Here is a 12152-nt window from a genome sequence, read left to right on the forward strand (position 1 = left end):
ACTCACCGATCGGCCGCCCGGGTCGTCACCGGGCACCGCGCCGCGGCGGGACGAGAGCGGGCCACACCGGTGGCGGACGCCGCGCCCGCCCGAGCCAGTGCGGTGGTCCGGGCCGGTGTCCGGGCGGAGCCGCCCGATCGCGCGGGGGGTTGGACCCGGGAAGGGCCCGGACATCCAGTAGAAAACGGAGGCCCGCTCTCACCGCCTGTGGGACGGCTCCGGCCCGATGGATGTCACGGGCCCTCTTCCGCGTCCGCGCGCCCCCCGGAAGCCGTCCTGTCCGCCCCGTTCCCGCCGGATCCGGCCCCGCCTTCCGCCGCCCGCGGCGCCCCGACCTCGGCCGCGAACGCATACCGTTGCCCCAGCGGCGGTGACACCGTGATCGGGGCGTGGTCGCCCCGGCCGCCACGGGCCGGTAGCGTTCCGGCGGACGGATCGAGCGAACGAGGGGTGGACGTTGGCCCAGGAGACCCTCCCGGACCGGTCGCCGGCCGGCGGACCGGCGGACGCCGGCGGCGGGCCCGGCCCGGCAGCGCGCCCCGGGCGCCTCGCCCGGCGGGGCCGCGCGCTGCGCCGCTTCCTGCGCACCGGCGGGCGCGCCGGCTGGCCCCGCACGCTCGTGGTCCTGGTCGCCGGCGGCGCGCTGTGCCTGGCGTTCCCGCCGTTCGACCTCACGCCGCTGGGCCCCGTCGCCGTCGCCGCGCTCACCCTCGCGATGCGCGGCCAGGCGGCCCGTACCGGCGCCTGGCTCGGCTTCCTCGGCGGCGCCGCGTTCTTCCTGCCCACCCTGGACGGGCTGATCCCGGTCGGCCCCGACGCCTGGGCCGTGCTGAGCCTGGTGCAGGCGCTCTACTTCATCCCCATGGGCGCCGCCATCGCGCTGGTCACCCGGCTGCCCGGCTGGCCGGTGTGGACGGCGGCGCTGTGGGTCGGCCAGGAGGCGCTGCGCGGCCGCGAGCCGTTCGGCGGGTTCCCGTGGGCGCGGCTGGCCTTCAGCCAGACCGCGACGCCCCTGACCCCCTACGCCTCGATCGGCGGCGCGCCGCTGGTCACCTTCCTGACCGCCCTGGTCGGGGGCCTGCTCGCCTTCGCGGCCGTCGCCGCCTGGCGGCTGCGCCCGCCCCGCCCGGCGCCCGAGGCCGAGGCCGGCGGCGACGGGGCGGACGGCGCCGCACGCGCACCCGGAGGGCCGGGCAGGCGCCGTGCGGCCGTCTCGGCCGCCCTGGCCCTGGTGGTGGCCGGCGCGGTCACCGGTGCGGGGGCCCTCATCCCGACGCCCGCCGACGGCCCGCACGTCACCGTCGCCGTCATCCAGGGCAACGTGCCCCGCCTCGGCCTGGACTTCCTCGGCCAGCGCAAGGCCGTCCTGAACAACCACGTCACGGCCACCCACGAGCTGGCCGCCGAGATCCGCGCCGGCAAGGTCGCGAAGCCGCAGCTGGTCGTCTGGCCGGAGAACTCCAGCGACCTGGACCCCTACACCGAGCCCGACGCCTACCGGGCCATCGACGGGGCCGTGAGGGACGTCGGCGTGCCCGTCCTGGTCGGCGCCCTCACCGACACGCCCGACCGCAAGAAGGTCGAGAACCGCGGCATCGTGTGGGACCCGGTGACCGGCCCCGGCGACTACTACGTCAAGCGGCACCCCGTCCCGTTCGGCGAGTACCTGCCGTACCGGGACGTCCTCACCAAGATCATCAAGCGGTTCGAGCTGATCCCCCGCGACTTCGCGAAGGGCACCCGGTCCGGTGTCATGCGGCTCGGGCCCGTCGACATCGGCGACGTGATCTGCTTCGAGGTCGCCTACGACCGGGAGGTCCGCGACGTCTCCCGCGGCCGGATCCTGGTCGTCCAGACCAACAACGCCACCTACGGCCGCACCAGCCTGCCGCCCCAGCAGATCGCCATGTCGAGGCTGCGCGCGGTCGAGCATGGCCGTACGATCTTGGTTGCCGCGACGAGCGGGATCAGCGCGATCGTCGCCCCGGACGGGCGGATGATCGACCGGTCCAGGGAGTTCGTGCCGGACATCCAGGTCGCGAGCGTCCCCGAGCGCACCGAGCGGACCCTGGCGGACCGGGTCGGCGAGTTGCCGGAATGGGTGCTGGTCGTGGTGGGTATCGGGGCGCTGTGCGCCGCGGCATGGACGACGGCCAGGAAGAACGAGGGGAATTGACACCGATGGAGATCCCAGCCGACCTCGGCAGGGTGCTCGTGATCATCCCGACCTACAACGAGCGGGAGAACATCGAGGGCATCACCGGCCGGGTGCGCAAGGCCGTGCCGTCGGTGGACGTGCTGGTCGTGGACGACGCGAGCCCGGACGGCACCGGCGAGGTCGCCGACGCCATGGCCGCCGCGGACGACCAGGTGAAGGTGCTCCACCGCACCGGCAAGGAGGGCCTCGGCCCCGCCTACATCGCCGGGTTCCGGTGGGCCGCCGAGCACGGCTACGACGTCATGGTGGAGATGGACGCCGACGGCTCCCACCAGCCCGAGGAGCTGCCTCGGCTGCTGGCCGCGCTGGAGGACGCCGACCTGGTCATCGGCGCCCGCTGGGTGCCCGGCGGCAAGGTGGAGAACTGGCCCAGGCGCCGGGAGGCGCTGTCGCGCGGCGCCAACACCTACGCGCGGATGATGCTGCGCATCCCGCTGCACGACGCCACCGGCGGCTACCGCGCCTTCCGCGCCGCGACGCTCGACAAGATCGGCCTGGACGGGGTGGACTCGCGCGGCTACTGCTTCCAGATCGACCTCGCGCTGCGCGCGCTCCACAAGGGCCTGCGGGTCGTCGAGGTGCCGATCACCTTCGTCGAGCGGGTCCACGGCACCAGCAAGATGAGCCGGGACGTGATGATGGAGGCGGCGCTGCGCATCACCCAGTGGGGGATGGCCGAGCGCTCGGGCAAGCGCGACCGGTCCGGCTGACGCGCCGCGGGCGCCTCCAGGGGAAACGTTCGGGCGCGTCCCGGCGTTGACACCGGTACAGGCAATCCGCAACCCGAAAATGGAGCCATGCTGCCGCTCGCACTGGTCCTGGCGTTCCTGCTGATACCGGTCGTGGAGATCGTCCTGCTCGTCCAGGTCGGCGAGGTGATCGGCCTGTGGCCGACGCTGGCGCTGCTGGCGGCCGAGACCGTGCTGGGCGCCTGGATCGTCCGCCGGGAGGGCCGCCGCGCCTGGCACGTCCTGCAGGACGCGCTGCGGCGGGGGACCGTGCCCGAACGCGGGCTCGGCGACGCCGCGCTGGTGATGGCCGGCGGCGTCCTGCTGCTGATCCCCGGCCTGATCACCGACGTCCTCGGCCTGCTGTTCGTGCTTCCGTTCACCCGGCCGCTGGTCCGCCGCGCCGCGTCCCGGTACGCCGCCCGGCGGACGCGCCTGGCCGGCGACCGCGCGTCGATGACGTTCCCGCCTTCCGCCGGCGGTCCCGGGCTGGGGCCGTTCGGCCGTTTCGACCCGTTCGATCCGGGCGCGGACGCGCGCGACCCCGGCACTCCGCGCGGCCCGGTCGTGCGCGGCGAGGTCGTCGAGGAGGACGACCACCCGTCCCGGACCTGACACGGCCGCGCCCCGGGTGCGGCCCGCGAAGGGTCCACGGCATGCGAGTCCACGGCATGCGAAAGGGCCCGCACCTTCCGGTGCGGGCCCTTTCGCCGACCCTCAGCGGGTCATGCCGATCTCCTGCGCCCCGCTCGCAGGATCTCCAGCCTCTCGGCGAGGACCTCCTCCAGGTCCTCCACGGTTCTGCGCTCCATGAGCATGTCCCAGTGGGTGCGCGGCGGCTTCCCCTTCTTGGCTTGGGGCAGCTCCCCGTCGACCCGCAGGGCCGTGGCGCCGCAGCTGCGGCATTCCCAGGTCATCGGCACCTCGGCCTCGGCTGCGAGCGTCACCGTGAACCGGTGGCCCTTCGTGCAGGTGTAGTCCACCTCTTGCCGAGGGGCCAGATCGGTGTTGCGATCGTTCTCGTAGCTCGTCGCTCCGAGTCGGGTGCCGCGAAGTGCGCGCTCGGCCATCGTCACGTGCCTCCCAGACGGCTTGCGGTCTTGTCCTCACCAACGCCGGACACCATCACAAGATTCCCGGATCATGCGGCGCCCAACCCTGCTCTTTGCGGCCGCGCCGCGCCGCCCGCGCCGATCGTCCGGCGGAGCCGGCCGTCCGCGTCGCCCGTCAGGACCCGACCCGGTCGGTGCCGTCGGCGACGTGGTCGACGAACCCGTACTCGCGGGCCTGCTCGGCGGTGAACCAGCGGTCCCGGTCCCCGTCCGCCTCGATCCTCTCCAGCGGCTGGCCGGTGTGGAAGGCGGTGCGCTCGGCCAGGATCCGCTTCAGGTAGAGGGACTGCTCCGCCTGGATCCTGATGTCGGACGCGGTGCCGCCGATCCCGCCGTGCGGCTGGTGCATCATCACCCGCGCGTGCCGCAGCGCGTACCGCTTGCCGGCCGTCCCCGCGCACAGCAGCGTCTGCCCCATCGAGGCCGCGATGCCCATCGCCACCGTCGACACGTCGTTCGGGACGAACTGCATCATGTCGTAGATCGCCATCCCGGCGTCGACCACCCCGCCGGGGGAGTTGATGTAGATGGTGATGTCGCGCCGCGCGTCCTGCGCGGCGAGCAGCAGCAGCTGCGCGTTGACCCGGTTGGCGACCTGGTCGTCGATCTCCGTGCCGAGGAACACGATCCGCCGGGCGAGCAGCCGCTCGTGCAGCTGCGCGTCCGCGAGCCGCGGCGCCTCGGCCACCGCCGCCGACGTCCGCGGCGCGAACGTCTCCGCCCGCCCGCCGGGACGGTCCTCCTGCGGTCGTTCGAACATGCACCCTCCTTCGATCTGTACGGAACGTACACTCTGTACAGATCGAGACGCTACAGGTGCGCACCGGAGGGGGCCAGGGGAGTTCGCTATACGATGAACAGCGTGGAGAAGCCGGTGACGGAGGCACGCAAGGAGTTCGCCGACCTGGTGAACCGGGTCGCCTACACGGGGGAGCGCGTGGCGCTGACCCGCCGTGGGAAGGTGATGGCCGCCCTCGTGTCGGCGGAGGACCTGGAGCTTCTGGAGAGCCTGCGCGCCGGGCGCGTCGACCTCACCCAGGCCGGCCCCTCCGCCTCGCCGCAGTCCGACCGCGCGCAGCCCGACCGGCCCCAGCACGCGCCGCTGCGGATCGCCGCGGAGTACCGTCCCGGCGGCCCGCCGCGCCCGCCGGGCTTCGGCCGCTGATCCGTCCCGGCCGGGGGAGCCGGGCTCAGGACGCCGGGGTGGGGCGCGGCCACAGGTCGCGGGACGCCATGACGTGGCGGAGGGCGACCAGGTCGTCGGTCATGATGCCGTCGATGCCGATGTCGAGGAGCCGGTTCATCGCGGCGGGGTCGTTGACCGTCCAGGCGTGCACCTTCAGGCCCAGCCGGTGCGCCTCGGCGATGAACGACTCGGTGACGAACGGGACGGGCCCGAGGCCGTAGGGGACCTGGGCGCAGGCGATGCCGGTCGCGGCCAGCCGGACGAGCTTGGCGGTCGGCCCCCCGTAGGACCTGGCGCGCAGCGCCATCAGCCCGCGCGGCCCGAGCGCCATGCACACGTTCTCGGCGTCGAACAGCGGCAGGCGCGCCCGCATCTGCGCGAGCCGGCGGGTGGAGAACGAGGTGATGCAGACCCGGTCCCACGCGCCGGTGCGGTGCAGGACCTCGGCGAGCGGGCCGATGACCGGCGCGTCCTTGAGGTCGATGTTGACGCGCGCGTCCGGCCAGGCGGTCAGGACGTCCTCGAGGCGGGGGATGGGCTCGGTGCCGCGGATGCGGGCCTTGGCGACCTCGGCGTAGGGCAGCCGCGCGATCGCTCCCGTCCGGTCGGTCACCCGGTCGAGGGTGCGGTCGTGGAAGGCGACGACGACACCGTCCGCGGTGGCGTGGGCGTCGGTCTCCAGGTAGCGGTAGCCGAGGTCGATCGCGCGCTGGAAGGCGGCCATCGAGTTCTCCGGCCGGCCGCTCGCGCCGCCGCGGTGGGCGAACGGTATCGGGCCCGGGTGGTCGAGGAAGGGGTACGAGCGGGGCACCCGTCCGATTATGGCCGACGCCCGGACCCGACCTTACCTTACTATGTAAAGGCGCCGGGCGGTGGCCGTGGCTGCTAACGTCGCCTCCCCAGGCGATCAGCAGGAGGAGCAACCCCATGGCCGACGTGAACGAGTACCGCGCGACGTTCGAGCTGGTGGACGTGGACGGCGACGGGTACATCTCCACGGCCGAGCTGAAGAACCTGATGTCCAGGCTCGGGCAGGGCATCACCGAGACGCGCGCCGTGGAGGTCGTCGTGGCGGCCGACGCCAACCACGACGGGAAGATCTCGCTGGAGGAGTTCGCGGCGCTGATGGAGCGGACCGCGTAACCACCGGGATCGACGGCCCGGTCGCGCCCCCATGGGGCTGCGGCCGGGCCGTCGTCATGCGGGCACGGGGCCGGGGGCGCGTCAGCCGGCCGGCGGGACGGCGCCGAGGGCGGCGGACCAGCCGCCCTCGAGGAGGTCGAAGGCGCGCTCGACGGCCTCGCGGGGGTCGGAGCGGCCGCGGGCGAGGGCCGAGGTCTCGAGCGCGAAGTGGGCGAGGGCGGCGCAGGCGGCGTCGTCCTCGGGGCGGCCGGCGTCCTCGGCGATGGCGCGGGCGAGCGCGGTCTCGTGGCGCATCCACATGCGGTGGCTGTAGTCGCGCAGGGCCTGGTGGCCCTCGACGAGCCTGGTGAAGTCCGCGGTGGCGCGGTCCGGGTCGATGAACTTGCGACGCAGGATGTGCTCGCGCAGCGCGGCCGGCACCGAGGTGCCGGCGGGCCGGTCGCGGACGGCCGCGACGAGGGCGGCCTCGACGTCGGCGTCCAGGTCGAACACCAGGGCCTCTTTGCTGGGGAAGTGCTTGAACAGCGTGGTGGTGGAGACGTCGGCGGCCTCGGCGACGTCCTTGATGCCGACGTTGTCGTAGCCGTGCTCGAGGAACAGCCGCAGGGCGGCGTCGGCGAGCGCCTTGCGGGTGGCGGCCTTCTTGCGTTCCCGGCGGCCCATCGTCTCCGTCATGCGGCCATCCTAGCCTTCTTCGGTTGCCTCGATTGAAAAGTTGACTCGTTGCACTTTTGTATCGAGTGTGCTTTCGTGGGTCCGCCGGGCATGGCGGCGACGCCCCGATGCGGCCCGGCGCTCCCCGATTCCCGCGACGAGTGAGGTGATCAGCCGTGTCCGCACCCGATCCGTCCCCGCCGGCGCGCGCCGTCCGGTGGGCCCTGCTGGGCGTGATGCTCGCGATGCTGCTGTCGATGCTGGACAACATGGTGGTCGGCACCGCGATGCCGACGATCGTCGGCGACCTGGGCGGCCTGGAGCACATCTCCTGGGTGGTCACCGCCTACACGCTGGCCACCGCGGCGTCCACGCCCGTCTGGGGCAAGTGCGGCGACCTGTTCGGCCGCAAGAGCGTCTACCTGCTGTCGGTCGCGGTGTTCGTGGCCGGGTCGGCGCTGTCGGGCGCCGCGCGGTCGATGGTCCAGCTGATCGTGTTCCGCGCCGTGCAGGGGCTCGGCGCCGGCGGCATCGGCGCCCTCGCGTTCGCGCTCATCGGAACGCTGGTGCCGCCCCGGGAGCGGGGCCGCTACCAGGGGATGACCGCGTCGGTGATGGCCGTCGGCACGATCGGCGGGCCGCTGGTCGGCGGGTTCGTCACGAGCCACGCCGGCTGGCGCTGGGCGTTCTACGTCAACCTGCCCCTCGGCGCGATCGCGCTGGTGTGGTGCTGGTTCCTGCTGCGGCTCCCGGCGGTCCGCGCCGAGGCCCGGGTCGACTGGGCGGGCATCACCCTGATGACGGCGGTGATCTCCGCGCTGGTGCTGGCGACGACGTGGGCGGGGAGCGCCTACCCGTGGACGTCGTGGCGGGTTCTGGCGCTGTTCGCGGCGGCCGCGGCGGGCGTCGCGGCGTTCGTGGCGGTGGAGCGCCGGGTCGCCGAGCCCCTGCTGCCCCTGCGGATCTTCACCGGGCACCGCAACTTCCCGCTGATGTCGGTGCTGATGCTGGTGTCGGGGGTGACGCTCTTCGGATGCTCGCTGTACCTGCCGCTGTTCCAGCAGGCCGTCCAGGGCGCGTCGGCGTCGGACTCCGGGCTGCTGCTCCTGCCGATGATGGCGCCCGTGGTGCTGGTCTCGCAGATCGGCGGCCGGGTGATGTCGGCGACCGGCCGGTACAAGGTCTTCCCGGTGCTCGGCACGGCGTGCATGACGGCGGGCCTGCTGCTGCTCTCGACCATGGACGCCTCGACGTCCCGCACGCTGACCGGCCGCTACATGGCGCTGGTGGGCGTGGGGACGGGCTTCCTGACGCAGATGGTCACCACGATCGCGCAGAACAGCGTCGAGATGCGCGACATGGGGGCCGCGTCGGCGGCGATCACCCTGTTCCGGACGATCGGCGGGTCGGTCGGGGTGGCGGTGTTCGGGTCGCTGTTCAACCGGGCCTTGGACGGGAGGCTCCGGGCCGGCGGGGCGGGCGCGGTGCACGCGGCGTCCCTGCGGGGTCCCGCCAGGGAGGCCTACCTGCACTCGTTCGCCACCGCCACGCACCAGATCTTCCTGGTGGGGGCGGTCGTGTGCGCCGTCTCGCTGGTCGCGGCGCTGCTGGTGAAGGAGGTCCCGCTGCGCGGCAAGGCCGGGCCCCCGTCGGGGAAGCCGGCCTCTGAGGACGGTGCCGGCTCCGGGCGGCCGGGCTCGGTCGGCGGGCCCGAGAAGGGCGAGGCGGCACCGACGACCGCCTCGTAGCCGGGGGGCAGATGGTGCGATGCCGATGCGGGCCGTCCCCGGCCGTGTGCGCGGCGGGGACGGCCGGAAGGCGGGGTCAGGTGAGACGGCGCAGTTTGAGGGCGTTGTCGGTGCGGGTGACGGTCCGGCCGTCGGGGGCGGTCTGGACGCGCTCGTGCTCGCCGCTGTGGAGCACCTCCCAGGCGTCCTGCGGGAGGCGCAGCGACTCCAGCACCTCCTCGGGGGTGGGCAGGTGCATGTCGTGGTGGTGGTCGTGCCCGTCGGCGTGGCCATCGTCCTGCTGCTCCCACGGCGGCGGTCCGGCGTGACCGACGATCAGCAGGACCCCGCCGGGAACGACGGCAGCGGCGGCGGCCCGAAGGATCTCGTCGCGGGGCATATCGCGGGGGGAGTGCAGGAAGTGCGCGGACACCAGGTCGAACTCGCCCTTGGGGAAGGACACGGCGAGGTCGTGGTGCTGCCAGTCGATCCGGTCGCCGACTCCGGCGTCGGCGGCGTGCCGGGCGCCGCGCTCCAGGGCCACGCGGGAGATGTCGACCGCGGTGACGCGCCAGCCGCGGCGGGCCAGCCAGACGGCGTCGGCGCCCTCGCCCGCGCCGAGGTCGAGGGCGGTGCCGGGCGGCAGGTCCGCGGTCTCGCGGACCAGGACGGTGTTGGGATCGCCGCTCCAGATCCGCTCGCTCTCGGAGTAGCGGGCGTCCCAGAACTCCTCGGCGGTGGTGCCGTCGTCGCTCATCATGCGTCCTTGGGATGTGTAGGTGGTGTTTTCCGGTGCCATGCTCGTTCCCGGGACCGTTCTCGGCGAACTCTTTTGCCGTTTCCGCAAAATCCGGGGTGCCATCAGCACGGGCGCGGCGAGGACGGCGGGGGCGGCGGCGACCGCGAAGCACGCGGGCAGCGGCAGCGCGTCCAGGCAGGCGCCGATGGCCCCCGTCCCGGCGGACGAGCCGAGGTTGACCGCGGTGTTGACCCAGGCGCTCGCGCGGACGCGGTCGCGTGGGGCGGCGTCGGCGTCGGCCATCAGGTAGGACGTGGTCAGCGACGGCCCGACGAACGCGCCGGCGGCGAACATCGCGGCGGCGAGCAGGGCGACGGTCGGGGCGAGCCCCGCGGCGGCGACGGCGGCGCCCAGCGCGCCGGCGAGGGCGGCCAGGCGCACGCGCGGGGGCGGGCGCCAGGCGACGGCGCCGTACCCGAGGCCGCCGAGCGCGCTGCCGGCGGACATCGCCGCCATCGCCCACGCGCCGCCGGTGGCGTGGTGGTGGTGCCGGGCGGACGCGACGGCCAGCAGTTCCATGCATCCGAGGGCGGCGCCGGTCGCGGCCGCCGCGGTCACGGGCGCGAACTGCAGCGCGCGGCCGCCGCGGAGCGGGCGGCGTCCGAGCGGGCGCGGGCGGACGGCGGGGGAGGTGACCAGCCCCAGCGTCCCGGCCGCGACGAGGGCGGCGCTCGCGGCGACGCCGATGGCCGGCCTCGCCACCGCGGCGGCGAGGCCGGCGAGGAGCGGGCCGGTGATGAACAGCAGTTCCTCGGCGACGGCGTCGAGGCTGTAGGCGCGCTGCCGGAGCGCCTCGCCGGCGGCCAGGTCGTTCCACAGCGCCCGCATCACGGGGCCGAGCGGGGGAGCGGTCGCGCCGGCCGCGGCGATCAGGGCCACGAGCAGGGCGACGGGGGCGCCGGGACGCCAGGTGGCGGCGGCGAGGCCGAGCAGCGCCAGGGCGTAGGCGCCCGACATCGGCGGCAGGGCCGCGCGGGGCCCGTGCCGGTCGATGAGGCGGGCGCGCAGCGGCGACAGCACCGAGATGGTCAGGCCCAGCGCCGCCATCAGCGCGCCGGCGGTGGTGTAGGAGCCGGTGGAGGCGGTCAGCGCGAAGGTGAGGGAGAGGAAGACCGTGCCGTAGGACAGGCGGCCGAGCAGCGCCGCGCCGAAGGTGCGGGCGGCGTGCGGGGCGCGCAGGACGGCCGTGTAGGAGGGGGCCATGTGCGTGTTCCTCGAAAAGGGGTCCGCGGGGTGCGCGGAGAGGACGTGCGTGGACGCCGGAGAGCGCGGGCCGCCCTGGAGAGGGGCGGTCAGCGCGGCGCTCTACGCACGGAGGAACAGCACGGCGTGATCATAACCCGGTGGTGCGGGTCAGGACGACCATTCGCGGCGGCGGGCCTCGGCGAGCGCGATGGCGGTGGCGACGGCGACGTTGAGGGAGCCGACCCGTCCGATCTGGGGGATGTAGGCGACGGCGTCGGCGGCGGCCAGCAGGGCGGGGGAGCAGCCGTGGTCCTCGCCGCCGACGGCCAGGCAGACGTCGCCGTCCAGGGGGGCCTCGTGCAGCGGGACGGCGTCGCCGGTCAGCTCGATCGCGACCAGCCGCATGCCCTCCTCGCGGATGGCGGCGGCGGCCTTGGCGGGCGTGCCGGCGTGCTCCCAGGGGACGAGGCGTTCGGTGCCGAGTGCGGTCTTGGCGACGTTGCGCTGGTCGGGGGGAGTGGCGTTGCCGGCGAGCCAGAGCCGTTCGACGCCGAACACGGCGGCGCTGCGGATGATCGAGCCCATGTTGAACGGCTGGGTGACCGACTCCACCAGCAGGCCGAGGCGGCCTTCGGTGCGGCGCCGCCAGTCGCGGTTGAGGCGCTTGACGTCGGTGGGACGCAGCTGCCGGCGGCCGGGCGCGGAGTCGGTGGTGCTCATCGGGTGTGGCCTTCCGTGCGGGACGAGACGCGCAGGACGCGGTAGGCGGAGCGGGAGGCGATCCGTTCGGTGGGGAAGCCCTGGTCGTTCAGCCAGCGCTGCAGGGAGTCGGAGCCGAGGTGCTTCTGCACGACCAGGTGGGCGAGGCCGCCGGGGGACAGGCGGGGCAGCCAGGCGAGCAGGAGGTCGTGCAGGGCGGCCTTGCCGATCCGGATCGGGGGGTTGGACCAGATCGCCGCGAAGCGCAGGCCGGGGTCGATCTCGTCCGCCAACATGAACCTTACATTGTCAAGGCCGGCGGTGGTGGCATTCAAATCGGCGAGCTCCAGCGCTCGCCGATTAACGTCAACGCCCCATACGCTCGCCTGCGGCGAGCGGCTTGCCAGGGTGAGCGCGATGGGGCCGTAGCCGCAGCCGAGGTCGAGCAGGTCGCCGGTCTGCGGCGGTGCGGGGACGGTCTCCAGCAGGACGCGGGTGCCGGCGTCGACACGGTCGGGGGAGAACACGCCGCTGTCGGTCTCGAGCCGCAGGTGCAGGTCCGGCAGGACCAGGTCCACGGTGCGGCGGCGGCTCGCGGCCCCGGGCCGCGCGGCGAAGTAGTGTTCCCCCACGTCGGCCGACCGTATCAGCGTTCGGGACGTCCCCGCGCCGCCGCGGCCCCGCCCGGGGCGAGGATCAGC

General features: G+C 74.3%; 13 protein-coding genes. 6 read left to right on the forward strand and 7 right to left on the reverse strand.

Annotated elements, in window-relative coordinates:
- Window positions 1-457 precede the first annotated feature (457 nt).
- The 3 genes from lnt to J4557_RS25065 all read left to right on the forward strand — a co-directional run bounded on the left by lnt (window position 458) and on the right by J4557_RS25065 (window position 3561).
- Window positions 458-2176, forward strand: coding sequence for an apolipoprotein N-acyltransferase (gene lnt / locus J4557_RS25055; protein WP_208269181.1), 1719 nt, complete (start codon window positions 458-460; stop codon window positions 2174-2176).
- A 5-nt stretch (window positions 2177-2181) separates the two neighbouring features.
- The gene (locus J4557_RS25060) at window positions 2182-2928 is read left to right on the forward strand and encodes a polyprenol monophosphomannose synthase (protein WP_208269182.1); all 747 of its coding nucleotides are present in this window, start codon (window positions 2182-2184) and stop codon (window positions 2926-2928) included.
- 87 nt (window positions 2929-3015) lie between these two features.
- On the forward strand, window positions 3016-3561 hold the full coding sequence (locus J4557_RS25065) for an FxsA family protein (RefSeq protein ID WP_243776307.1): 546 nt from the start codon (window positions 3016-3018) through the stop codon (window positions 3559-3561).
- Between the two features lie 110 nt (window positions 3562-3671).
- Here J4557_RS25065 and J4557_RS25070 read toward each other — a convergent pair whose 3' ends face one another.
- Both J4557_RS25070 and J4557_RS25075 read right to left on the reverse strand, forming a co-directional pair.
- The gene (locus J4557_RS25070; protein WP_067472838.1) at window positions 3672-4016 is read right to left on the reverse strand and encodes an RNA polymerase-binding protein RbpA; all 345 of its coding nucleotides are present in this window, start codon (window positions 4014-4016) and stop codon (window positions 3672-3674) included.
- Window positions 4017-4173: 157 nt separating this feature from the next.
- Window positions 4174-4818, reverse strand: a complete 645-nt coding sequence (locus J4557_RS25075) for a ClpP family protease (protein WP_208269183.1) — start codon at window positions 4816-4818, stop codon at window positions 4174-4176.
- A gap of 93 nt (window positions 4819-4911) precedes the next feature.
- Between J4557_RS25075 and J4557_RS25080 the strand changes: the two genes are divergently transcribed.
- Window positions 4912-5223: a type II toxin-antitoxin system Phd/YefM family antitoxin gene (locus tag J4557_RS25080; RefSeq protein WP_243776308.1), complete on the forward strand. Its 312-nt coding sequence runs from the start codon at window positions 4912-4914 to the stop codon at window positions 5221-5223.
- 25 nt (window positions 5224-5248) lie between these two features.
- Here the strand turns inward: J4557_RS25080 and J4557_RS25085 are convergent, their stop codons facing one another.
- Window positions 5249-6055, reverse strand: a complete 807-nt coding sequence (locus tag J4557_RS25085) for a glycerophosphodiester phosphodiesterase family protein (RefSeq protein WP_208269185.1) — start codon at window positions 6053-6055, stop codon at window positions 5249-5251.
- A gap of 116 nt (window positions 6056-6171) precedes the next feature.
- On the opposite strand from J4557_RS25085, the gene J4557_RS25090 reads away from it, so the two are divergent.
- Window positions 6172-6387 carry an EF-hand domain-containing protein gene (locus J4557_RS25090; protein ID WP_190867595.1) on the forward strand — a complete coding sequence of 72 codons (216 nt, stop codon included), beginning with the start codon at window positions 6172-6174 and terminating at the stop codon, window positions 6385-6387.
- An 81-nt stretch (window positions 6388-6468) separates the two neighbouring features.
- On the opposite strand, the gene J4557_RS25095 is transcribed toward J4557_RS25090, so the two are convergent.
- Window positions 6469-7062, reverse strand: a complete 594-nt coding sequence (locus J4557_RS25095; RefSeq protein ID WP_208269186.1) for a TetR/AcrR family transcriptional regulator — start codon at window positions 7060-7062, stop codon at window positions 6469-6471.
- A 155-nt stretch (window positions 7063-7217) separates the two neighbouring features.
- Between J4557_RS25095 and J4557_RS25100 the strand changes: the two genes are divergently transcribed.
- Window positions 7218-8789, forward strand: coding sequence for an MDR family MFS transporter (locus tag J4557_RS25100; RefSeq protein ID WP_307800189.1), 1572 nt, complete (start codon window positions 7218-7220; stop codon window positions 8787-8789).
- 76 nt (window positions 8790-8865) lie between these two features.
- Here J4557_RS25100 and J4557_RS49825 read toward each other — a convergent pair whose 3' ends face one another.
- From J4557_RS49825 to J4557_RS25115, 3 genes are all read right to left on the reverse strand, one after another.
- Window positions 8866-10770, reverse strand: coding sequence for a class I SAM-dependent methyltransferase (locus J4557_RS49825; protein WP_243776309.1), 1905 nt, complete (start codon window positions 10768-10770; stop codon window positions 8866-8868).
- 150 nt (window positions 10771-10920) lie between these two features.
- The gene (locus tag J4557_RS25110; RefSeq protein ID WP_208269187.1) at window positions 10921-11472 is read right to left on the reverse strand and encodes a TrmH family RNA methyltransferase; all 552 of its coding nucleotides are present in this window, start codon (window positions 11470-11472) and stop codon (window positions 10921-10923) included.
- Entirely contained in the window at window positions 11469-12083 is a 615-nt protein-coding gene (locus tag J4557_RS25115) for a class I SAM-dependent methyltransferase (protein ID WP_208269188.1), read from the reverse strand. The genes J4557_RS25110 and J4557_RS25115 overlap by 4 nt, the downstream gene beginning before the upstream one ends.
- Between the last annotated feature and the right edge of the window lie 69 nt (window positions 12084-12152).

This window comes from Actinomadura nitritigenes (assembly GCF_017573545.1).
Lineage (GTDB): Bacteria > Actinomycetota > Actinomycetes > Streptosporangiales > Streptosporangiaceae > Spirillospora > Spirillospora nitritigenes.